This is a genomic window from Kitasatospora sp. NPDC101176 (genome assembly GCF_044768035.1).
In the GTDB taxonomy this organism is placed as follows: Bacteria; Actinomycetota; Actinomycetes; order Streptomycetales; family Streptomycetaceae; genus Kitasatospora.
The window spans coordinates 123,278-144,344 of record NZ_JBIWPA010000013.1; the positions used below are offsets into that span (position 1 = coordinate 123,278).

At 75.6% G+C, this 21,067-nt stretch carries 19 protein-coding genes; 12 read left to right on the forward strand and 7 right to left on the reverse strand.

Going from position 1 to position 21,067, the window contains the following annotated elements; all coding sequences use genetic code 11:
- Positions 1-16 precede the first annotated feature (16 nt).
- The 4 genes from ACIRS1_RS19980 to ACIRS1_RS19995 are packed head-to-tail and all read left to right on the forward strand — an operon-like array spanning position 17 to position 3,763.
- Entirely contained in the window at positions 17-931 is a 915-nt protein-coding gene (locus ACIRS1_RS19980) for a phytanoyl-CoA dioxygenase family protein (RefSeq protein WP_360221866.1), read from the forward strand.
- Complete coding sequence (locus tag ACIRS1_RS19985; protein WP_402841502.1) at positions 928-1,953, forward strand: thiamine pyrophosphate-dependent dehydrogenase E1 component subunit alpha; 1,026 nt, start codon at positions 928-930, stop codon at positions 1,951-1,953. The genes ACIRS1_RS19980 and ACIRS1_RS19985 overlap by 4 nt, the downstream gene beginning before the upstream one ends.
- Complete coding sequence (locus tag ACIRS1_RS19990) at positions 1,950-2,918, forward strand: alpha-ketoacid dehydrogenase subunit beta (RefSeq protein WP_402841505.1); 969 nt, start codon at positions 1,950-1,952, stop codon at positions 2,916-2,918. The genes ACIRS1_RS19985 and ACIRS1_RS19990 overlap by 4 nt, the downstream gene beginning before the upstream one ends.
- 56 nt (positions 2,919-2,974) lie before the next feature.
- On the forward strand, positions 2,975-3,763 hold the full coding sequence (locus tag ACIRS1_RS19995; RefSeq protein WP_402841507.1) for a DUF3050 domain-containing protein: 789 nt from the start codon (positions 2,975-2,977) through the stop codon (positions 3,761-3,763).
- A 32-nt stretch (positions 3,764-3,795) separates the two neighbouring features.
- On the opposite strand, the gene ACIRS1_RS20000 is transcribed toward ACIRS1_RS19995, so the two are convergent.
- Positions 3,796-5,145 (reverse strand): acyltransferase, encoded by a 1,350-nt coding sequence (locus ACIRS1_RS20000; protein WP_402841509.1) that lies wholly within the window; start codon positions 5,143-5,145, stop codon positions 3,796-3,798.
- A 146-nt stretch (positions 5,146-5,291) separates the two neighbouring features.
- On the opposite strand from ACIRS1_RS20000, the gene ACIRS1_RS20005 reads away from it, so the two are divergent.
- From ACIRS1_RS20005 to ACIRS1_RS20025, 5 genes are all read left to right on the forward strand, one after another.
- Entirely contained in the window at positions 5,292-7,646 is a 2,355-nt protein-coding gene (locus ACIRS1_RS20005; RefSeq protein ID WP_402841512.1) for an FHA domain-containing protein, read from the forward strand.
- A gap of 112 nt (positions 7,647-7,758) precedes the next feature.
- Positions 7,759-8,346 carry a hypothetical protein gene (locus ACIRS1_RS20010; RefSeq protein WP_360221883.1) on the forward strand — a complete coding sequence of 196 codons (588 nt, stop codon included), beginning with the start codon at positions 7,759-7,761 and terminating at the stop codon, positions 8,344-8,346.
- A gap of 161 nt (positions 8,347-8,507) precedes the next feature.
- The gene (locus ACIRS1_RS20015) at positions 8,508-9,494 is read left to right on the forward strand and encodes a serine/threonine-protein kinase (protein ID WP_402841627.1); all 987 of its coding nucleotides are present in this window, start codon (positions 8,508-8,510) and stop codon (positions 9,492-9,494) included.
- 85 nt (positions 9,495-9,579) lie between these two features.
- Positions 9,580-9,957: a DUF1304 family protein gene (locus ACIRS1_RS20020; protein WP_360221886.1), complete on the forward strand. Its 378-nt coding sequence runs from the start codon at positions 9,580-9,582 to the stop codon at positions 9,955-9,957.
- Between the two features lie 165 nt (positions 9,958-10,122).
- Positions 10,123-10,620 (forward strand): hypothetical protein, encoded by a 498-nt coding sequence (locus tag ACIRS1_RS20025; protein WP_360221889.1) that lies wholly within the window; start codon positions 10,123-10,125, stop codon positions 10,618-10,620.
- A 23-nt stretch (positions 10,621-10,643) separates the two neighbouring features.
- Here ACIRS1_RS20025 and ACIRS1_RS20030 read toward each other — a convergent pair whose 3' ends face one another.
- Positions 10,644-12,011, reverse strand: a complete 1,368-nt coding sequence (locus ACIRS1_RS20030; protein WP_402841515.1) for a streptophobe family protein — start codon at positions 12,009-12,011, stop codon at positions 10,644-10,646.
- Between the two features lie 314 nt (positions 12,012-12,325).
- On the opposite strand from ACIRS1_RS20030, the gene ACIRS1_RS20035 reads away from it, so the two are divergent.
- Positions 12,326-13,831, forward strand: a complete 1,506-nt coding sequence (locus ACIRS1_RS20035; protein WP_402841518.1) for a DUF6777 domain-containing protein — start codon at positions 12,326-12,328, stop codon at positions 13,829-13,831.
- Between the two features lie 143 nt (positions 13,832-13,974).
- Positions 13,975-14,436 (forward strand): hypothetical protein, encoded by a 462-nt coding sequence (locus ACIRS1_RS20040; protein ID WP_387900099.1) that lies wholly within the window; start codon positions 13,975-13,977, stop codon positions 14,434-14,436.
- Here the strand turns inward: ACIRS1_RS20040 and ACIRS1_RS20045 are convergent.
- From ACIRS1_RS20045 to ACIRS1_RS20055, 3 genes are all read right to left on the reverse strand, one after another.
- The gene (locus ACIRS1_RS20045) at positions 14,426-15,385 is read right to left on the reverse strand and encodes an endonuclease/exonuclease/phosphatase family protein (RefSeq protein WP_402841521.1); all 960 of its coding nucleotides are present in this window, start codon (positions 15,383-15,385) and stop codon (positions 14,426-14,428) included. The genes ACIRS1_RS20040 and ACIRS1_RS20045 overlap by 11 nt on opposite strands.
- Before the next feature lie 167 nt (positions 15,386-15,552).
- Positions 15,553-17,172 (reverse strand): LCP family protein, encoded by a 1,620-nt coding sequence (locus ACIRS1_RS20050; protein ID WP_402841523.1) that lies wholly within the window; start codon positions 17,170-17,172, stop codon positions 15,553-15,555.
- Complete coding sequence (locus ACIRS1_RS20055; RefSeq protein WP_402841525.1) at positions 17,165-17,737, reverse strand: DUF6542 domain-containing protein; 573 nt, start codon at positions 17,735-17,737, stop codon at positions 17,165-17,167. The genes ACIRS1_RS20050 and ACIRS1_RS20055 overlap by 8 nt, the downstream gene beginning before the upstream one ends.
- Positions 17,738-18,272: 535 nt before the next feature.
- On the opposite strand from ACIRS1_RS20055, the gene ACIRS1_RS20060 reads away from it, so the two are divergent.
- Complete coding sequence (locus ACIRS1_RS20060; RefSeq protein WP_402841527.1) at positions 18,273-18,977, forward strand: lytic transglycosylase domain-containing protein; 705 nt, start codon at positions 18,273-18,275, stop codon at positions 18,975-18,977.
- Positions 18,978-19,083: 106 nt separating this feature from the next.
- On the opposite strand, the gene galE is transcribed toward ACIRS1_RS20060, so the two are convergent.
- Together galE and ACIRS1_RS20070 are read right to left on the reverse strand one after the other, a co-directional pair.
- Positions 19,084-20,100, reverse strand: a complete 1,017-nt coding sequence (galE, locus tag ACIRS1_RS20065) for a UDP-glucose 4-epimerase GalE (RefSeq protein WP_402841529.1) — start codon at positions 20,098-20,100, stop codon at positions 19,084-19,086.
- Between the two features lie 138 nt (positions 20,101-20,238).
- A complete protein-coding gene (locus ACIRS1_RS20070; RefSeq protein WP_402841531.1) occupies positions 20,239-21,003 on the reverse strand; it encodes a hypothetical protein in 765 nt (254 codons plus the stop codon).
- Positions 21,004-21,067: the final 64 nt, after the last annotated feature.

The window sequence follows — 21,067 nt, forward strand, 5'->3', positions numbered from 1 at the left end:
GAAGGAGGCACCACCCGTGACCACCGTCACCGAGTTCCACCTCACCGACGCCGAACGCGACCTGCTGCCCACGCCCGAGGAGGTCGCCCACTACCGTGAGCACGGCTGGTACCTGTCCCGCCGGCTGTTCTCCGACGAGGAGCTGGACACCCTCCAGGCCGCCACCGAGCTGTACTACGCCGGCGCACGCGACCGCGAACTGCCCGTCCGCCCGCCCAGACTGGCCTCATGGGAGCCCTCGCACGGCCCCGTCCAGCGGCACAACGACTACGTGCACTACGAGAGCGACGCCATCGGCGCGATCCTGCGCAAGCCCCTGGTCGGCGCGGTGGCCGCGCTGCTCGCCGGGGCCGAGGAGATCCGGATCTTCCAGGCGACCCTGATCTACAAGCCCCCGGTGCCCGGGGAGCCGAGCAACCGGGTGCCCTGGCACTTCGACAAGCACTACTGGCAGACCTCCACCTCCGAGGAGATGCTCACCGCCTTCATCCCGTTCCACGACTGCGGGGAGGAGAACGGCACCATCACCATGGTCGACGGCAGCCACCGCTGGCGTGAGCTGGACTCCGGCGAGGACTCCACCCGGCACTTCGCCGACCGCGACCGCGGCGAGCTGGACGGCATCCTGGCCGCCAACGCCGCCCACAACGGGCAGCAGGTGCGCACCGTCCCGATGGAGATCCCGCGCGGCCACATGTCCTTCCACCACTGCCGCACCTACCACGGCAGCGGCCCCAACCTGGCCGCGTTCCCGCGCCGGGCCGTCTCGCTGCACCTGCAGGACGGTGCCAACGCGTACCGCCGGCACGCCAGGGCCGACGGCGAGCCGGTGGTGTACAACCACGACGTGCTGGTGCGCCGCACCGCGGACGGCCGACCCGACTACGCCGACCCGCGGTTCTGCCCGACGGTCTGGCGGGGCACCCGGTGACGGCCTCCCCCGGTCCGGCCGCCGGGGCGGCCGGACCCCGCAGGACGGCGCCGCTCGGGACGCCCGCCGAGCGCTACCGGATGCTGCGGCTGATCCGCGGCTTCGAGGAGCTGGCGCTCGGCCTGGTCCGGGCCGGCGCGATCCCCGGCGGCATCCACCCGTACATCGGCCAGGAGGCCGTCGCGGTCGGCGTCTGCGCGGCGCTCGGGCCCGGCGACCGCCTCACCAGCACCCACCGCGGTCACGGCCACGTCCTGGCCCGCGGCGCGGCGCCCGACCGGCTGCTCGCCGAACTCGCCGGCCGGGTCGACGGGTTGAACGGCGGCCGGGGCGGCTCGATGCACGCGGCCGACCTCTCGCTCGGCATCCTCGGCGCCAACGGCATCGTCGGCGCCGGCGCCCCGATCGCGGTCGGCGCCGCCTGGGCCGCCCGGCAGGCCGGCGACGGCCGGGTGGCGGTCGCCTTCTTCGGCGACGGCGCGCTCAACCAGGGCGTGCTGCTGGAGTCCTTCAACCTCGCCGCGATGTGGCGCCTTCCGGTGCTGTTCGTCTGCGAGAACAACGGCTACGCCACCACGCTGCCCGCCGCCGCCGCCGTCGCGGGCAGTGCGACCGGGCGGGCGGCCGCCTTCGGCATCCCCGCCGAGGAGGTGGACGGCATGGACACCGAGGCCGTGCGCGCCGCCGCGCTGCGCGCGGTCGACCGGGCCCGGGCCGGCGGCGGCCCCGGCTTCCTGGAGTGCCGCACCTACCGCTACGAGGGCCACCACACCATGGAACGCCGGATGAAGCTGCACTACCGCACCCCCGAGGAGGTGGCGGCCTGGCGCGCCCGGGATCCGCTCCCCCGGGCCGCCGCCCTGCTGGACGCCCGGGCCGTCGCCGGGATCGACGAGGAGGTCGCCGGCCGGCTCACCGCCGCCGAGGACTTCGCGCTGGCCTCCGCGCACCCCGACCCGGCCGGCGCCCTGGACCACCTGTACGCCGACGGGCTGCGGCCCCGGGCGGGGGCGGTGGCATGACCAGGCTCTCGTACACCAAGGCGCTCAACCGGGCGATCGCCGACGAGCTCGCCGCCGACCCGGCGGTCTGCGTGTTCGGCGAGGACATCGGAGCCGGCCTGGCCGGGCCCACGCTCGGTCTGCTGGACCGCTTCGGCCCCGGCCGGATCGTCGACACCCCGCTGTCCGAGCAGGCCTTCACCGCGATGGCGATCGGCACCGCGCTCGCCGGGCGGCGCCCGGTGCTGGAGTTCCAGATCCCTTCGCTGCTGTTCCTGGTCTTCGAGCAACTCGTCAACCAGGCACACAAGTTCTCGCTGATGACGGGAGGTCAGGCGGCCGTCCCGCTGACCTGTCTGGTGCCCGGGTCGGGCTCCCGGGACGGCTGGGCCGGGCAGCACTCCGACCACCCGTACAGCCTGTTCGCGCACGCCGGGGTGAAGACCGTGGTGCCCGCCACCCCGACCGACGCGTACGGGCTGCTGCGCTCGGCGATCCGCGACCCGGACCCGGTGGTGGTGTTCGCCCCGGCCGCCGCCCTGCCGGTGCGCGAGACCGTCACCCGGGACCTCGAAGCCGTCCCGCTCGGCAGGGCCCGGATCCACCGGCACGGCACCGACGTGACGGTCGTCGCGGTGGGGCACCTGGTGCACGACGCGCTCGCGGTGGCCGAGGAGGTTTCCGGGACGATCTCCGTCGAAGTCCTCGACCCGCGCACGCTCCACCCCCTAGATTGGGCCGCGCTCGCCGCCTCGCTGGAACGCACCGGTCGGCTGGTGGTCCTCGACGACTCGAACCGCAGCTGCGGCTTCGCCGCCGAGGTGCTGGCCACCGCCGCCGAGGAGATGCGCCTGATCGCCCCGCCCCGCCGGGTCACCCGCCCCGACGGTGCCGTCCTGCCCTTCGCCCCCGCCCTCGACCGTGCCCTGCAGCCCGGCCGCGAGCAGCTGCGCCACGCGCTGCACGCCGTCATGAAGCAGCCCTGAAGCAGCCCTGCCCCACCCCCTCTCCCCCGCATTCCCCCCGAACAGAAGGAGTCGACGTGTCCACCAACCGCTACCACTGGGACCGTTCGCACCCCGGCCTGACCAGCCTCCAGCAGGCCATCGACCCGCTGCGCCGCGAGGTGGTCGGCCACACCGTCTACGGCGGGCTGACCAGCATCGGGCGCGTCCGCACCTTCCTGGACAGCCACGTGTTCGCCGTCTGGGACTTCATGTCGCTGCTGAAGAGCCTGCAGCGCGACCTCACCTGCGTGGACGTCCCGTGGGTGCCGAACGGGCCCACCGCCAGCCGCCGGCTGATCAACGAGATCGTGCTGGTGGAGGAGAGCGACGAGCTGGGCGAGGGCTACACCAGCCACTTCGAGCTGTACGTCGAGGGCATGCGGCAGGCCGGCGCCGACCCGCGGCCGGTCGAGGAGTTCCTGGGCCTGCTGGGCACCGGCACCGCCGTCCCGGAGGCGCTGAAGGCCGCGGCCGTCCCGCAGGCCGCGGCCGACTTCACCGGCACCACCTGGTCGATCATCGAGAACGCGCCGGTGCACTGCCGGGCCGCCGCCTTCGCCTTCGGCCGCGAGGACCTGATCCCCGACATGTTCGCCCAGGTGGTCGGCATCGACGACCCGGACGGCGTGCTCACCGTCTTCAAGGACTACCTGGCGCGGCACATCGAGGTGGACGGGGAGCAGCACACCCCGATGGCGATGCAGATGCTCATCGACCTGTGCGGCGACGACCAGGCCAAGTGGGACTCCTGCGCCGAGACCGTCCGCACCGCACTGCGCGCCCGGGTCGCGCTCTGGACGGCCATCGAGGCCGCCTTCGTCTGACGCACCGCCCCCGAGGATGCCCTGACGATCCATCAGATCACTTTGGGGAACGCCGCGGCCGGCGCGGGCAGCTCGTCGGCCGCGGCGCGGAAGCGGTGCAGTGCGGCCCGCCCCTCCGCCCCCCGCACCCGGGCGGCGAGCCGGGCCGGCAGCACGACGGTGGTCAGGAAGCCTGCGCCACCGAACCCCTCGACCGTCCAGCTCACCCACGGGAGCGGGTAGTTGGCCGTCGGGCTGAAGAACACCGGGCGGTGGCCCTGGAAGCTCACCCGGTAGGCGCCGAAGCGGCTCCAGTTGGAGAAGCTGAACCGGCGCGCCTGCGGGTCGAAGCCCAGCGGGACGCAGTCGCGCAGCCGGTCACGGCCGAGCGAGGCCAGGAAGTCCAGGTTGGCCCGCAGGTTGAGGTGGGCGGTCGGGAACTCCTCGACCGCCGCCCGCAGTGCGCCGGCCAGCGCCGCCGGGCCGTCCTTGGGCTGGTGCGGCAGGTGGACGTCGCCCAGCAGGTTGCCCACCAGGGCGGGCGAGAGGCCGAGCCAGCGGCGGGCGTTGACCGGGACGGTCAGCCAGCGCTCGGCCCCGTCGCCGTCCAGCTCCCGCAGGGTGCAGACCACGTGGGCGCAGAGCACGTCCCCGGAGGAGAGCCGGCGCCCGGCCGCGGCACTGAACTCCTCGCGCATCCGCTCGACCTCGGCGTCCGTGAAGAGGATCTGGACGGTCCGGTTGGCGCGCGGCCCGGCCGCCACCTCGCGGGCCAGCAGCTGCGCCTCCTCCTCCCCCGGCACCCGGAAGCCGGGCCGCCCGCAGTCCGACTCCGGCAGCACTCCGGCCAGCAACGCGTCCTGGTCCTCGACCAGTTCGGCCTCCGGCAGCTCCTCCCCCTCGACCGCCGCCGACCAGATCCGCAGCAGCAGCATGAAGCTGTGCAGGTCGCCGACCGCGTGGTGCCAGGAGCAGCCCAGCACGGTGCCGCCGTCGCCGGTGCGGGTGACCCGCACGGTGAACAGCGGGGCGCCGCCGGTGCGGGCGGCCGGGGCGTCCACCGGGTCGGCCAGGTCGGAGCCGGGGGCCGTCACCCGGCCCATGGCCTCGGCGAGCGTGCCGTCCACGGTGTAGAGGTCCAGCGGGACGCCGGAGTCGTCGCAGACCGCCTCCAGGACGCCGTCCACGGTGCGCAGCCGCCCGGCGAAGACCGGCACCCGCTCCAGGGCGCGGGCCAGGCCGGCGGCGAGCCGCTCGTCGTCCAGCGGCCGGTCGAAGCAGAGGACCACCGAGACGGCGAGGTCGGCCAGCATGGTGTCCATCAGTCCGCAGCGCAGCACCGTGCCCGGGGCACGGCCGGCTCTGATGGTCCGGGACAGGCGCAACTGCGGCCAGATACTCATGCGTTCCGTCCCCGGTGGTTCGGCGGGTGGCTGCGGGCACGCCGAACGATAGTGCCGCGTCGTCGCAGTGGTCCAGTCCAATCCCGCGATCCGGGAGGCCCGCCCTCCGGAAGGCCGCGAGGCCGTCCCGGCGATAGAATCCGACCATGGGAGAGCGCCCCGGCGCGTCCGTCGCGCCGCCCCTCGTCCTGGTCACCGACACCGAGTCGCAGCTGATCGAACCGACCCGGGCCTACCACCTGGGCCGCGACCCGACCAGCGAGATCGTGCTGGACGACCCCCGGGTCTCCTGGCACCACGCGGTGCTGCGCGCCGACGACGGCCACTGGCTGCTGGAGGACGTCGGCAGCACCAACGGCACCTTCGACGAGGGCCACCGGGTCGACCGCGAGGACGTCGGCCCCGGGACGAGGCTGCGCTTCGGCGACCCGGCCGACGGCCCCTCCGCGACCTTCGCCGGACTGCCCCGCCCGGACCCGGGCGAACGGACCTCGCTGCTCGCCCCGCAGTCCTCCGGCACCTTCCGCAGCCCCAGCGCGGTGATCCAGCTGCCCGACCGCACCGTGCGGATCGGCCGCTCCGACGACAACGACCTCGTCCTGGACGACCTGGTGGTCTCCCGCCACCACGCCGAACTGCGCGAACTGCCCGACGGCGGGCACGAGATCGTCGACCTCGACAGCCACAACGGCACCTACCTCAACGGCCGCCCGGTGCGGCGCGCGCCGGTCGGACCGGCCGACATCGTCGGCATCGGCCACTCCGCGCTCTGCCTCGCCGACGGCCGCCTGGTCGAGTACACCGACACCGGCGAGATCTCCCTGGACGTGCAGCACCTGGTGGTCAGGGTCGGCCCCGACCACCGGGTCCTGCTGGACGACATGAGCTTCCCGCTCCCCGAGAAGGCCCTGCTCGCCGTCGCCGGACCGAGCGGCGCCGGCAAGTCCACCCTGCTCAACGCGCTCACCGGGCTGCGCCCCGCCGACGAGGGCACCGTGCTGTACGACGGCCGCGACCTCTACCGCGACTACGCGGAACTGCGCCGCCGGATCGGCCTCGTCCCGCAGGACGACATCCTGCACACCCAGCTGACCGTGCGGCGCGCGCTCTCCTACGCCGCCGAACTGCGCTTCCCCGGCGACACCGCCAAGCACGAGCGCGAGGCCCGGGTCACCGAGGTGATCCAGGAACTCGGCCTGGCCGAACGCGCCGACCAGGTGATCGCCAGCCTCTCCGGCGGCCAGCGCAAGCGGGTCAGCGTCGCGCTGGAGCTGCTGACCAAGCCCTCCCTGCTCTTCCTCGACGAGCCGACCTCCGGCCTCGACCCCGGCATGGAGCGCTCGGTGATGCACATGCTGCGCGGGCTCGCCGACGACGGCCGCACGGTGGTCGTGGTGACGCACAGCGTGCTGAGCCTCAACGTCTGCGACCGCCTGCTGGTGCTCGCGCCGGGCGGCCGCACCGCCTACTACGGCCCACCCGGCGAGGCCCTGGAGTTCTTCGGCTTCGAGGAGTGGCCGGAGGCCTTCGAGGCCTTCGAGAGCGAGGACCACGAGGCCTGGCAGCGCCGCTTCCGCGCCTCCCCGCAGTACCGGCGCTACGTGGCCGCCGAGTCCGTCCCGGCCGTTCCGGTGCCCGCCGTGCCGCCGCCCGGCGCGCAGGCACCCTCGATCGGGCGGGAGAAGCCGCAGGGCTGGTTCGCCCAGCTGGGCACCCTCGTGCGGCGGTACACCGCCGTGCTCGCCGCCGACCGGCTGTTCCTCACCATCATGGTGGTGCTGCCCTTCGTGATCGGCCTGATGTGCCGGGTGATGGCCGGCAGCCGGATCACCCCGGACAACGCGGTCAACTGCCTGCTCACGCTCTGCATCGGCGGCCTGCTCACCGGCGCCGCCAACTCGGTGCGCGAGCTGGTCAAGGAGCGGGCGATCTACCGGCGCGAACGCGTGGTCGGACTGTCCCGGTCGGCCTACCTGGTGTCCAAGGTGGTGGTGCTCGGCACGGTCACGGTCGGTCAGGCCGTGGTGCTGACCGTGGTCGGGCTGGCCGGGGTCGACCTGTCCTTCGCGGTACCGACCGGAGTGGTCATGCCGCAGCTGCCCGAGCTGATCATCGCGGTCGCACTGCTCGCCTTCTCGGCGATGATGCTCGGCCTGGTGGTCTCGGCCGTGGTGGAGAAGGAGGAGGCCACCATGCCGCTGCTGGTGCTCCTCTCCGTCGTCCAGATCGTCTTCAGCGGGCTGATGCTCAAGCTGCACGGGGTGCCCGGGCTGGAGCAGTTCGCCTGGCTGATCCCGTCCCGCTGGGGACTCTCCGCGATGGCCCGCACCATCGAGCTGCACAGCATCTTCCCGACCAACATCACCGTCGACCCGATGTTCCGGCACGAGCGCGCCGGCTGGCTCCTCAGCATGGCCGTGCTGCCCGCCCTGTCCGTCGCCTACGGCCTCGCCGTGCTGGCCCTGCTGCGGCGGCACGAGCCCGCCATCATGCGGCGGTGACGGCGGCCCCGGGCTGGACCGGACCGCCGCCGGTAGAGTGGGAGACAGACCTGTGCTGCGAATCGTGCCGCGCGCGGCCGCGGCTCGCGCGGCGGAGGAAATGTAGCCGCCCATGGACGAGTTCGCGTTCCGCCCCACCCACGTCGCCCCGCCGGCCGGGATGGCCACCTGGACGGCCCCGGACCCGGCCCGGCCCTCCGCCCGGCTGGACGCCCTGCTCCCGGTCCGCCTGCTCTCCCGGCAGGGCGACTGGGCGCAGATCCTCTGCTCCAACGGCTGGTCCGCCTGGGTGGACGGCCGGCTGCTGATCACCCTGCCCGACACCCCGCCCGCCGTCGGCGGCCCGCCCGCCCGCACCGCCGACCCGCGCCCCGCGCTCGCCGACGCCGAGTCCGCGCTGGCGCGCTACCGGACCCTGCTGGAGGACCTCGCGGCCGGTTCGCTGGACCTGGAGACGTTCCGGGACCGGGCCCGCGGCCTGCGGATCGGGCTGGTCGTCGAGGGCGAGGCGCTCTGGGTGTTCGACCCGGTGCACGACCGGTGGTGCTACTGCGACGGCCTCCAGCTGCAGACGTACGCGGCCACCGACCGGCCCGCACCGACCCCCGCGCCCACGCCGCGGCCCTCGCCCGCCCCCGGGCCCGCCCCGCAGGAGCCCGCGCAGGGCCCGTACGCGCCGACCAGGGCGGTCGACCTGTGAACCCGACCGAACCGGCCGACCGGCGGCCGCCCGACCCGTCCCCCGACCCGTCCCCCGACCCGCTGCCGGAGGGGCCCGCCGGCCGTCCGCCCGGGCCGCCCCCGGAGGGGCCGCCGGACGGGCCGACCGACCAGCTGTCCGCCCCCAGCCTGCCGGCCGGCATGGTCGGGCGCCGGATCGCCGGCTACCGGCTCGACGGGGAGATCGGCCGCGGCGGCATGGCCGTGGTGTACCGGGCCAAGGACCTGCGGCTGCGCCGGACCGTCGCCGTGAAGCTGCTCGCCCCCGAACTGGCCCGCAACGAGGTGTTCCGCCAGCGCTTCATGCACGAGTCCGAGGCCGCCGCGGCGATCGACCACCCGCACATCATCCCGGTGTTCGAGGCCGGAGAGCACGAGGGCATCCTGTTCATCGCGATGCGCTACGTCGAGGGCGGCGACCTGCGCGGCCTGCTCAACCGGGGCGGGCCCTTCCCGATCGAGCGGGCCGCCCGGCTGGCCCTGCAGATCGCCTCCGCACTGGACGCCGCGCACGACCACGACCTGGTCCACCGCGACGTCAAACCGGGCAACGTGCTGGTCGCCGCCGGGACGGACAGCGAGCACCCCGAGCACCTGTACCTGGCGGACTTCGGGCTCACCAAGAAGTCCCTCTCGCTGAGCGGGCTGACCAGCGTCGGCCAGATCGTCGGCACCCTCGACTACGCCGCGCCCGAGCAGATCTCCGGCAAACCGCTGGACGGGCGCTGCGACCAGTACAGCCTCGGCTGCGTGGTCTTCGAGATGCTCGCCGGCACCCCGCCGTTCCGCCGGGAGAGCGACCTCGCCCTGCTCTGGGCGCACCTCAACGACCCGCCGCCCGAGCTGCGCACGCACCGCCCCGACCTGCCCGCCGCCGCGGCGGCCGTGATCACCCGGGCGCTCGCCAAGGCGCCCGCGGAACGGTACGCCAGCTGCCTGCAGTTCGTCGCCGAGCTCCGCGCGGCCAGCGCCGCGGCGCCCGGCCGGGGCGACGGCGCGGAGCCCTGGAACGGGGCCGGGCCGCCCACCCAGGTCGTCCCGGTGGCCGCCGGGCCCGGCCCGGGGCCGGGCTCCGTGCCCGAGCCGCCGGCCTGGGCCGCACCGGTGGTCCACCCGCCGCCGCGGTGAGCGCTCCCGACCCCCGCCCCGGCCGTCCGCCCGCCGGGTCGCCCGCCGCCCGCACCGCCCGCCGCCGTCCCGAGGAGTCGCACCCATGAACGCCGTGAGCCAGGTCTTCGCCATGCTCGCCGCCGCGATCCACCTCATCGCGTGGCCGCTGGAGAGCTTCCTGTACGGCCACCCCCGGGTGCGGTTCCTGCTCACCGGCAGCACGGCGGACGCCCCGGAGGTGCGGCTCTGGCGCTTCAACGTCGGCTTCTACAACCTGTTCCTGGCGCTCGGCCTGGTCGCCGGACTGGTCCTCCTGCACACGGACGGCCACACCACCGCGGGGCGGGCGGTGATCAGCTACATCGGGGCCTTCCTGGTGGCCGGCGGCATCACCCTGTTCGTCTCCGAGCGCCGGCTCTGGCGGGTGGCCCTGGCCCAGGCCGTCCCGGCGGCGGTCGTCCTGCTCGCGCAGGCGTTCTGAGCCACCCCGCCCGCCGACGCCACCCCACCGGCCGGCGCCACCCCACCGGCCGGCGCCGCTGCGCCCGGCGGCCTCCCGTGCAGCGCGTTTCGCCCGCCCGCGCCGCGGCAACAATCCGCCTGCCCCCGCGACGCGCGCGGCGGCGGACTCCCGGGGGTGGCGGGCATGGCGCGGTCGTCGATCGGCGAGCGGTACGTGGTGAGCATCGGCTGCCGGGTGGCCGTGGAGCGGGGGCCGGCCACCACGACCGTCCGGTGGAGCGTGTCCCACCTGCCGCCCGGCGGATCGCCCCGGCCGGCCGCCGGGCGCCGGGACGTCGGACTGATCTGCCCCCGCTGCACGCAGGCCTTCTCGGTGCGGGTGGAGAGCGCGGGCCGGGCGCGGGGCAAGCAGCTGGTCCAGCGGGTGCTGGGCTGGCTGCTGGTCCTCTCGCTGCTGGTCACCCTCCCGATGCTGGTCCACCTCGGCGGGCAGACCGTCGAGGAGGGCGACGACCGGGCCGTCGACACCATCGGGGTCCTGGTCGCGCTGGCGGCCGCCGGGGTGGTCGTCGGGCCGTCGCTGCTGGCCACCGCGAAGCTGCACAGCGGGGTCGGCCGGCTCCGGCGGATCCGGGAGGGCGGCGGCCGCACCGTCCGGGTCCGGGGCCACCGGCTGTTCTGACGCCGGCACCGGCCGCCGGGCCGTCAGCCCGGCGGACCCGCCGCGTCCGCCGGCCGCGCCGGGTCGGCGACCTCGCCCCGGCGGCCCGTCCGGGCGGCCAGCAGCGCGCCCAGGGCGCCGGTCAGCAGGCCCCAGCCCGCGGCGAGCGGGACGGCCGTCAGCAGCACCGGTTGCAGCGTGAGGCTGCCGCTGCCCAGCCCGGACAGTGGGTTGGTGCCGCCGAGCACGCTGCCCAGCAGGTCGCCCAGACCGCCCTCGCCGACGCCCACCCCGAGGACGGACAGGCCGTAGCTCGCGTCCACCCGGGTCCAGAGGCCGACCAGGAGCATCGTCACCGCGGCGGCCAGGGCGAAGCGGACGGCGTGTTGCCAGAGCGGGACGCCACGCGGCGAGCGGTGGGCCGCCAGGAACCCGGCGGCGAGCATCAGCACCGCCGCCAGCGGCAGCAGCCACCAGCTGCGGGCGTCCTGGTCGGCGAGGGTGCCCAGGTCGACGGTGGCCGTTCCGCCGCCCGGGGCGCGCAGCACCTCGGCGAGCGGTTCGGGCACCGGCAGGCCGAGCGCGCCGTCGAGCCGCCCGTGCCACTCCGCGCCCAGCCCGACGCCGAAGGCCATCCAGACCAGATTGGGCAGCGCGAGCAGCACCACCGCCATGGTCTGCTTGGCGTTCCCGTGCACGACCGCGGTCAGCACCCCGGTCACCACCCCGATCGCCACATAGCCGAGCAGCACCGCCCAGAGCGCGAACGCGGCCGGGCGGACGGCCGGTTGATAGCGCACCAGGGAGCGCGGCAGCGGTGCCCGGCGGGACACCGCGAAGGTCCCGGCGAGGACGGCGAGCAGCCAGGCCAGACCGATCCCGATCGTGCTCGGGGCGTCCGCGTGGAAGCCGACCTCAGGGGTGAGCCCGAGCGCGCCGCCGATGGACTGCACCAGGTCGTTGCCGAGCGGGACGGTGAAGGTGTGCCGGGCGCCGAGGGTCAGCAGGACCAGGGCGACCAGCCAGAGCGCCACCGTCCGGGCGATCCGGCCGAGCAGCTCACCGCCCGCCGCCACCGCGCGGAAGCGCAGCTGACGCAGGAACACCTCGGCCATCACCACCGCGCCGGCCAGCGAGACGGACAGCGGCATCGCACTGATCCCGGCGTCCAGCGCGGCGAACTGCCCCGCACCGCCGTCGAGTTGGACGGAACCGCCGACGGCCAGGGCCAGTGTCGCGGCCAGCACCGACGGGAACCCACCGCCCGGCAGGTCGTTCGCACCGGCCAGCCAGAGGCCCAGCGCGGCCACCGCCGCCATCGCGGCGACCCCGGCCAGCACCACGGCGAGCGCGTCGAGCCAGCCGCGCAGGGCGCCGGGCGGGCCCGCGACGCGGGGCGTGGGCTGCTGCATGGGGCCTCCTCGGTGCATGGGGCTTCGCGTCCCAGAGTGGCCGACGCCCGCCGGGCACGCTCGGCGGGCGGTCCCGACGGGCGGTGCCGACCGGCGGTACCGACCGGCGGTGCCGACCGGCGACCCCCGGCGCCCCCGGCAGGCGGTTCGCGGGGCGCGACCGGCGGCGGCACCGACCCGGACGGCGGGCACGCTCGGCGACGCCGGCCGCACCTGCTGTTGCGGCCGCCGGGGAGCCGGGGGGAAATGGAACCCCAGTGGCAGGAGATCCCCTTGTCGGCGCGCCCGCCGGCCGCCTGCGAAACGGAGCCCCGATGAGTTCCCAACCGCCCCCGCCCGGCCCGCCGAGCGAGCCGCCCTTCGGCCCGCCGTCCGGGCCCCCGTCCGGCCCGCTGTCCGGGCCCCAGTCCGGCGGGGGCACGGCCGGTCCGCCGTCCGGCTCCTCCGGCTCCTCGGGGATGTCCGGGCCGCCGTCGGGGCCGGGCGGTCCGCCGTCCGGTGGCGGCCGCGGGCCGCACAGGCCGTGGTGGCGCTCCGGGAAGGGCCTCGCGCTGGCCGCGGGCACGGTGGTGGTGGCCGTGCTGGCCACGGTGCTGATCGTCAACAACCAGGGCGGCCACAACGACGCCGTGCCGGCCGCGAACGAGGTCGCCCTGCAGGCCCCGTCGGATCCCGGACCGGACCCGTTCACCCCTTCGGTGGAAACCCAGGCGGTCGCCGCGCCCGCCCCGCAGCCCGCGACCTCCCAGGGGCAGCAGCCGGCGCAGAGCGGCAAGCCGACGAGCGGCTCCCCGGCCACGCTCCACAGCGTGGAGGGCAGCTCCGCCGGGCTGTACGGCGGGACGATGAACAAGCCCAGCTGTGACACCGAACGCCTGATCACCATGGTCTCCGCCGGGGACGGCGGGCGGGCCTGGGCCTCGGCCGCGGGCATCGAGCAGTCCGCCATCCCCTCCTACCTGCGGTCGCTCACCTCGGTCTACCTGCGGGTGGACACCCGGGTGACCAACCACAGCTACAAGTCCGGCGCCGTCACCGAGTACCAGAGCGCGCTGCAGGCCGGCACCGCCGTGCTGGTCGACGCCCAGGGAGTGCCCCGGGTTCGCTGCTCCTGCGGGAACCCGCTGAAGCCGCCCGTCCTGGTGAGCAACGCCAAGTACACCGGGAAGGCCTGGACGGGCTTCCAGCCGACCACGCTGGTGGTCGTGGTGCCGGCGCCGCAGCCGGTCACCGAGATCGTCCTGGTGAACATCGAGACGGCCGGCTGGTTCGCCCGGGTGACCGGGCAGATCAAGGTCGTCGACAAGCGCGTGGAGCAGCCCAAGGGTCCGCTGGCCCCGGGGGTGCCCCCGCCGTCGAAGATGACCCCGACCACGGCGCCCGCGACGTCCTCGTCCTCCTCCGGGACGACCTCCGGGTCCGGCTCCCCCAGCACCTCGGGCGCGACGTCCTCCGGCGCCACCTCCTCGGGTGCGACGAGCTCCGGCGCCACCTCCTCGGGTGCGACCAGCTCGGGTGCGACGAGCTCCGGCGCGACCAGCTCGGGTGCCACCTCCTCCGGCGCGACCAAGTCCGGTGCGAGCAGCTCCGGTGCGACCTCCTCCGGCCCCACCTCGTCGACCTCCTCGGCCTCCAGCGTCAAGACCACCGCCACCGGCAGCACGTCCGCGGGAACCGCCGCCGGCAGCACGAAGGCCACCGCGGCGGCGACCACCGGAACCACCACGGCCCACACCCCCACGGCGACCTGCGTGACCAGCGTGCCCGCCACCGGGACGACCCTGCCGCCCTGCCCCACCACCTCGGCCGCGACACCCTGACCCGGCCCGGCCGGACCGCCCGCACCGCCGCCACCGACCCCACCGCGGGCCGGTGGCGGCCCGCGGTGGACGGAAGTTGACAGTTCGTCAGAGCCGCCACCCTGGCCCCTGCGGCGCGATGTGCGGCCGGTATCGTCCGGGCCATGAGGGAACTCTTGGCGCGGGCGTGGTCCCTTCCCCTGGCGGGCTCGGCGGTCTCGCTGCTGGTGCTGTGCTGGAGCCTGTTCGCGGCCTCCGCGCAGTGGCGGGCCGCGAGCCGCATCGACGCCGCGCCGTTGCGGGTGGACGGAACGGTCAGCGCCGTGACCCTCCGCAAGGGCGGTTGGCTCTACACCGTCACCTACACGGTCGGCGACCGCGGCTTCAGCACCACGGCGCTCGGCCTCAAGCGGGTCGAGCACCCGCAGGTCGGCACGACCGTGCCACTGGAGGCGGCGGCGGACGACCCGGCGACCGTCCGGGTGGTCGGCGACCGCTACCCGAACGAGGACATGCCGGCGACCTACGTGCTCGCCGCGGTCGCCGCGACCGCCGTCCTGCTCTGGTCGGCCGGCCGGCTCGTCCGCCGCGCCCTGACCGGGCGGGGTCCGACTCCTATCCTGTGACGGCCAGTTCGGCCACCACCGCGCGGTGGTCGGCGCCCGGCACGGTGTGCTCGGAGACCGAGACGGCCGTCAGCGCCGAGCCGTGCAGGACGTGGTCGATCTGGATCACCGGCGGCAGGTAGGGGAAGTCGGCGTTGTCCTCGGGCCAGGTGGGCCGGATGCCGCCGCCCAGCTCCTCGTGGGTGTCGGTGAGGCCGGTCGCGAGCAGCTCGCGCATCGGGGCGTGGTCCAGGGTGGCATTGAAGTCCCCCAGGAACACCGCGGTGCGGGGGGCGCCCCGGGCCGCCGCGCGCAGCCCCGCGAAGTCCTCCCCCCAGCGGCGGGCGTCGCCCAGCGGGTAGTAGGTGTGCACGGCGGTCAGCCGCACCTGCCTGCCGCCGACCGTCACCTCGGCCGCGAGCTGGGCCCGGGCGGCCGCCGGGGCCGAGGCGTCGACCGGGGCCAGCGGCAGGCGCGAGTACAGGGCGGTGTCGCCGTCGATGCTCCGGTGCGGCAACAGGTCGGCGATCCCCGCCCGGTCCATGGCCTCGGCCGTCGCGGTCCGCAACTCCTCCACCGCCAGCACGTCCACCCGCTGCTCACGCACCAGCCGCACCAGCGCGGCCGCGTCGGCCTGCCCCAGGTACGCGTTGCTGGTGGCCACCCGCAGCCGCGGCGCGTCGGCCGCCACGCTGCCCCCGTCGGCCACGAACCTGGGCGCCAGCCAGCAGAGTTGCACCACCGCGAGCAGGCCGGCCACGGCCGCCACCCACCAGGAGCGCAACGCCAGCAGCACCCCGAGCAGCAGCAGGGTGCCGAGCGCGGCGTACGGCAGGAGCACCATCGGCAGGGCCAGCACCGTCCCGTCGTCCGCCCCGGTCGCCCGCACCGCGACCAGCCCGGCCGGCAGCACGAGGGCGACCCCGCACATCCCCACGAGACCCGTCCGCCACCAGCTCCCACCGGCCACCACGTACCCCTCTCGTCACCGTTTCCTCTCAGGACGAAGGGTCTCCGGGTGCGGTTCCGGTCGCCGGCCGGCCCGGCGGGCGGCGGGGCGGAAGGCAGCGGGGCGGCGGACGGCCTTGCGGCGGACGACGGGGCGGTGTCCGCCGCACCGCCCGCCCCGCAGCCCGGTCAGTCCACGCACGGGATCCCGCCGGCCTTCACCGCCGGCCCCTGCATCGGCAGGCCGGCGGCCGGGTCCGCGGCGGGATCGGCGGGCGGCGTGGTGGCGGCGCCGGGGGCCGGGGTCCGGGTGGCGGCCAGGGTGAGGAGGACGTGGCCGGGCGCCACGCCGGTGCCCGGGGCCGCGGTGACGCCGTAGCGGGTGGCGAGCTGCTGGGCGTCGGCCTTGGCACCGGTGCCGTAGGTGACGGTGGTGGTCCTGGCGCGGGCGGCGGTGTCCCCGATCCGGCCGGCCTGGTAGCCGAGTTCGGTGAGGGCCCTGGACTCGGCGGCGGCCGCGCCGGCGCCCGCCGCGGCGTTGACGTCGACGACGGCTCTGGCGGCGGTGCCCGGCGTGGCGGCCGGTGTCGTCGGGGCGGCGGGCGGCGGGGCGGTGCTCTCGGCGGCCGGCTCGGAGGGCGCGGGCGCGGCCGGGGCGGGGCCGGGCTCGCGGGTGGAGAAGAGCTGCCGGACGATCTTCCGGATCAGGTCCGGGTTGACGGTGTTGACCTCCTGGCCGCCGACGTTCTTGAACCCGGTGATCGGCAGGGTGTTGAACTCGACGTTCCCGCCGGTCAGGTTGGGCGCCTGCTGGGCGAAGTCCAGGATGTTCCACTCGTTGTCGATGACGACGTCCTTCTTCACCACCCCGAAGAGCTTCTGCATCTGCCCGAGGTCGTTGAGGACGCCCTGCTGTTTGAGCCGGTACTCGACGGAGGAGATGAACGCCTGCTGGCGGTGGGTGCGGTCGAGGTCCCCGTTGGTGAGGTGGTGCCGCTGGCGGACGAAGGACAGGGCCTGCGCGGCGTTCAACGAGCTGATGCCGGCGGGCAGTTTGAGCCCGGTGCCGCCGCCCTCGTGGGTGGCGGTGCGAGCGGTGATCGGGTCGTCGACGGGGTGGTTGAGGCAGACCTTGATCGGCTCGACGGCCTTGGCGATGTCGTAGAAGCCGATCAGGTTGACCTCGGCGAAGTGGTCGATCGGGACGTCGAGGAGGCTCTGCACGGTCTGGATGGTGGCGGAGCGCCCGGCCTCGCGGCTCTGCCGTTCCAGGTCGGCCTTGGAGAGGCCCTTGCCGGCGAGCTTCAGTTCGGCGGCCTCCTTGGCGATGCCGTAGGCCTCCTTGATCTTGTGCATCCTGCCGTCGGCCCCCACGGTCTGCACGTAGTCGTCGCGCGGGACGGAGAGCGCGGTCACCTTGCCGCCGTCGGCGGGGATGTGCAGGACGATCAGGGCGTTGGTGTTGTAGCCGCCGATCTCGCTGGAGCCGGCGTGCAGTTCCTCCTCGACGAACTGCTTGGGCAGGTCGTTGCCGTCCATGTCCTTGCGGCTGTCGAGGCCGATCAGCAGCAGGTTCACCGACTTGTCGAGGTGCGGCGGAGCGTTCTTCTTGGCCTCGCCGAGCGCGGCGGACTTGATCATCCCGTCGTCGAGGCTGCGGTACTCGTACCAGGTGAAGCCGCTGGCGCCGAGCACGGCGATGGAGACGGTGCAGGCCAGCGTGCGGCCGGCCACGGTGAGCGGGCCGGGGCCGCGGCGCGGGGCACGGCCCCGCGGGCGGGGGCGGGGGCGCTGAGTGCGTTCAGCCACGGCGGCTCCTTCCGGTCGGGGGGTTCACGGCGCCGGTCCGGGCGCGGTCCAGGGCGACCCGGACGGCGACGGCCAGCAGGGCGGCCCCGACGGCGGCGGCCATCACCGGGAACGCCCCGACCACCCAGCGCAGCGCGCCGGTGCCCAGCCGCCGGCCCTGGTAGGCGTCCGGGTGCCACAGGTACTCGGTGCCGGACGCGCCGAGCAGCACCACCACCGGCGCGGCGGTGACGACCCACCAGCGCCCGGCGCGGCTGCACAGCGCGGCCGCCGCCCCCGTACCGGCGACGGCGCCGAGCGCGAACAGCACGCCGACGCCGGGGCCGCCGAGCTCGTCGAGGGCGCCACCGAGCAGGGGCAGGCCGACGGCGGCGAGCGGCACCGGCCAGCCGCCGCCGCGGCGGACCGGCGGGCGGCGCCGGGTCGCTCCGACGCGCCGGGCGCGGGCGGCGGCCGGGCCGGGCCCGTCCGGGTCGGCCGCCCGGGTGCGCTGCGCGGGGACGGCGGGGTCGTCGGTGCGCCGTCCCGCGTTCTGGTACGGCGTTCTCGCCCGCTGCCCGGCCATGCGCACTTCCCTCGGTCGATTCGGCTGCCACGGCGCGTGCACGCCGTCCTGCGTGCCGGGACGCGGTCGTCCCGGCGGCGACTCCCACCGGCTCCGGTCCGGTCGAGCCCGGACCGGAGCCGACCGACCCATTTCAGCAAAGTCACCCGCCGACTTCCGGGAGGGCGAAGCGCCTGGTGGGCCGTCGTGAGGACGGGCATGATCCCCGCCACGTCGGCACACCATCAGGAACGCGCCAGAGGAGCGGAGCGTCACCATGTCGGAGGGTCCGGAGGACCTCGCGGACGGGGCGGCCGGCCTCGGCCGCTGCCACGGCGGGGTGGTCGGGCGGCGCCCGGCGGAGGTCGGCGACGTGGGCGACGACCGCACGGACGGCAGGTCCGGCGGCGACTTCGACACCGTTGTCGAGCATCCGCGGGAGCTCCCGGGCGGCCTCGACCGGGGCGCACGGGCCCGCCGAGTAGCCTGCAACAGGGCACGATCACCGGTGCGAGGGCCGCACACGGGTACGGGACGACGGGGAGGGCCGGAAGCGGTGAGCGAGGAGCAGCAGGGGCCGCGCTGGGGGCGCTGGCTGGTCGTCGGCGTCCTGGTCGCGGCCGGCTGGGGCATCGTGCGCGGCGGTGGCCATCCGACCGACCCGGTGCCGTCCGGTGCCCCGTCGACGTCCGCGTCCGCCGACGCGGGCCGGGCCCCGGGGGCCGCCGACGGGCCGTCCGCGTCCGCCGCGCCGACGAAGCCCTCGAAGCCGTCCGGGCCCTACGACCCGGCCGACTACGCGGCCCCGGTGCGCCGGTTCGCCGCCGAGGCCGGGGTCAACCCCCAGCTGCTGATGGCGATCCTCTACAACGAGTCCTACAAGCCGCACGACCCCGAGCTCGAACGGGCCTGGCAGCGCGGCAAGCCGGACGCCTCCTTCGGCATCGCCAACATGCACCGCGCCGCCTTCGACGACACCAAACCGGGCCGCCCGTTCGCCTCCCGGCAGTGGGAGGAGCTGCCCGACGACCGCGGTCTGGCCGTCCAGGCCGCCGCCTGGCACCTGCACGACCTGGCCGCCCAGCTGCCGGCCCGCGTGAGTGCGCCGCTGAACCACGACGAGCTCCTCGCGCTGGGCTACAACGCCGGCGCCGGGAACATGCTGGCCTTCGCCCGCGGCGTCAAGGTGGGCGCGCAGGCGCAGTCCTACCTCGACCGCCTGCACGACAACTGGGCGAAGTCGGGCACCGCCGTGCAGTGAGGCCTGCCGGGGCCCGCGGGGCGGACCGCCCCGGGCGCCCGAACGCGGGGCCCGGGGCGGGCGGCGCGGCGGCCCCGGGCCGGGGCCGGGGCCGCCGCGGTGTCCGTCAGCTGGCGCCGAGGCGGGCGGTCCACGCGGCCCGCCAGGCGAGGGCGTCGGCGACCCCCTCGGCGATGCCGCGCTGCGGCTTCCAGCCGAGCAGCTCGCGGGCGGTGTCGACGGCGGCGTAGCAGCCGATCACGTCGCCGGGGCGCGGCCCGGCCTCGCGGACGTCCAGCTCGGCGCCGACGGCCTGCTCGAAGGCGGTGACGAGCTCCCGGACGGTGGTGCCGTCGCCCGTCCCCACGTTGACGACCCGGTAGCGGTCCGCGGCGCCGTCGGCGATCACCTCGTCGAACCGGGTGAGCGCCGCGACGTGCGCCTCGGCGAGGTCCTGGACGTGGATGTAGTCGCGGATGCCGGAGCCGTCCCTGGTCGGCCAGTCCACGCCGGTGACGGTGAACGGGGTGCCCTCGGTGTGCGCCTCGATCAGCTTGCCGAGGACGTGGGTGGGCTGCAGGTTCTGCAGGCCGGTGCGCAGCTGCGGGTCGGCGCCGATCGGGTTGAAGTACCGCAGGGCGATCACCCGCTGCCGCTCGGCGCCCTCCCCCCGGGTCCAGTCCTCGAGGACCTGCTCCATCATCTGCTTGGTGCGCGCGTAGGGGCTGCCGGCGTCGACCGGGCTGCTCTCGTCGACCCGGGCGTCCGGGGTGGGCGCGTAGATGGAGGCGGAGCTGCTGAAGACCACCCGGGTGCAGCCGTGGCGCTGGAGGGCCTCCAGCAGCTCGACGGTCTTGGCGACGTTCTCCCGGTAGTAGTACAGCGGCTTGGCCACCGACTCCGGGACGACGATCCGGGCCGCGCAGTGCACGGTGGCGTCGATGTCGGGGTGCTCGGTGAAGATCCGCTCGAGCAGCGCGGCGTCGGCGATGTCGCCCCGGTAGAAGACCCGGCCCTCGACGAACTCGGCGCGGCCCTGGGAGAGGTCGTCGAGGACGACCGGGGTGACACCCCGGTCCAGCAGGGCGGAGGCCACCGTACTGCCGATGAATCCCGCACCACCGGTGATCAGGACCTTCTTCATGCGCGGACGCTCCCTCGCGGTCGGCCGGGCGCCCGGTGGCGCCCGGTGACCACTGGGACGGTGGTTCGGGCCCGATGGTTCCCCGGCGGGCCGGCGACGGCCCGCCCGGGGTGGTGCTACGGCCGCGAGCGGGGGGTGCTACGGCCGCGAGCGGCGGCGGAGCCAGAAGCCGGTGGCGACCAGCAGGACGGCCGCGACGGCGGTGCCGATGGCGGCCCAGGTGGCGGAGTCGGGGGTGTCCGCGGAGTCGGTGCCGCGGGCCGGGTCGGTGCTCCCCGCGACCAGCGGGACGGCCGGAGCGGTCGAGCCGGTCGGGGCCGTCGAGCCGGTGGCCGAGCCGGTCGGGGCGGTCGGGGCGGTCGTCGGGGCCGTCGAGCCGGCGCCGACGGTCGGCCGGGGTATCGGCGGGGCCGGGCTCGGCGTGGTGCCCGTCGAGCCTGTCGTGCCCGTCGTGCCCGTGGTACCCGCCGGGCCCGTGCCCGGCCCGGTCGCGCCGGTGGAGCCCGTCAGCGGCGGGTCGCTGATCACCGCCTGCTCGACGTCGAGTTCGCGCTCGGCGTGCCCCAGCGAGGGGAACGCGCAGTCGACGGTCACCCGCCAGTGGCCGGCCGGGACGATCTCCCGGGTGGTGTACGTGCCCGGCTCGCCCGGGACGGCGACCAGGCGCCAGGGGCCGATCGAGCGGCCGTCCGGGGAGGTCGCGGACAGCGAGCCGGCGAACTCCTCGGTGACGAGGTCGTGGTCGTTCTCCCAGGTGGCGACGGTGGTCACGTGGCCGTTGCGCTGGCCGGAGACGTCGAGGTGGACGGTGTCGCCGTGGGCGGCGGCCGGCGCGGCTGCGGGCAGCAGGGCGGCGAGGGCGAGGGCGGGAGCCAGGGCGGCGACGAGGGGGCGGGTTCGCATGGCGGGCATTCCTCGTGGGTGGGGGCGGGGAGCGGCAGCGCCGGGCCCGGACGCCACCGTGGGG

Excerpts from the sequence above, each read along its gene's own strand:
- ACIRS1_RS19990 (WP_402841505.1), top strand. The coding sequence starts at position 1,950 with ATGACCAGGCTCTCGTACACCAAGGCGCTCAACCGGGCGATCGCCGAC.
- ACIRS1_RS20055 (WP_402841525.1), bottom strand. The coding sequence starts at position 17,737 with ATGGCCGGGCAGCGGGCGAGAACGCCGTACCAGAACGCGGGACGGCGC.
- ACIRS1_RS20015 (WP_402841627.1), top strand. The coding sequence starts at position 8,508 with ATGGTCGGGCGCCGGATCGCCGGCTACCGGCTCGACGGGGAGATCGGC.
- ACIRS1_RS20030 (WP_402841515.1), bottom strand. The coding sequence starts at position 12,011 with ATGCAGCAGCCCACGCCCCGCGTCGCGGGCCCGCCCGGCGCCCTGCGC.
- ACIRS1_RS20010 (WP_360221883.1), top strand. The coding sequence starts at position 7,759 with ATGGACGAGTTCGCGTTCCGCCCCACCCACGTCGCCCCGCCGGCCGGG.
- galE (WP_402841529.1), bottom strand. The coding sequence starts at position 20,100 with ATGAAGAAGGTCCTGATCACCGGTGGTGCGGGATTCATCGGCAGTACG.
- ACIRS1_RS20000 (WP_402841509.1), bottom strand. The coding sequence starts at position 5,145 with ATGAGTATCTGGCCGCAGTTGCGCCTGTCCCGGACCATCAGAGCCGGC.
- ACIRS1_RS20025 (WP_360221889.1), top strand. The coding sequence starts at position 10,123 with ATGGCGCGGTCGTCGATCGGCGAGCGGTACGTGGTGAGCATCGGCTGC.
- ACIRS1_RS20070 (WP_402841531.1), bottom strand. The coding sequence starts at position 21,003 with ATGCGAACCCGCCCCCTCGTCGCCGCCCTGGCTCCCGCCCTCGCCCTC.
- ACIRS1_RS20035 (WP_402841518.1), top strand. The coding sequence starts at position 12,326 with ATGAGTTCCCAACCGCCCCCGCCCGGCCCGCCGAGCGAGCCGCCCTTC.
- ACIRS1_RS20040 (WP_387900099.1), top strand. The coding sequence starts at position 13,975 with ATGAGGGAACTCTTGGCGCGGGCGTGGTCCCTTCCCCTGGCGGGCTCG.
- ACIRS1_RS20005 (WP_402841512.1), top strand. The coding sequence starts at position 5,292 with ATGGGAGAGCGCCCCGGCGCGTCCGTCGCGCCGCCCCTCGTCCTGGTC.
- ACIRS1_RS20020 (WP_360221886.1), top strand. The coding sequence starts at position 9,580 with ATGAACGCCGTGAGCCAGGTCTTCGCCATGCTCGCCGCCGCGATCCAC.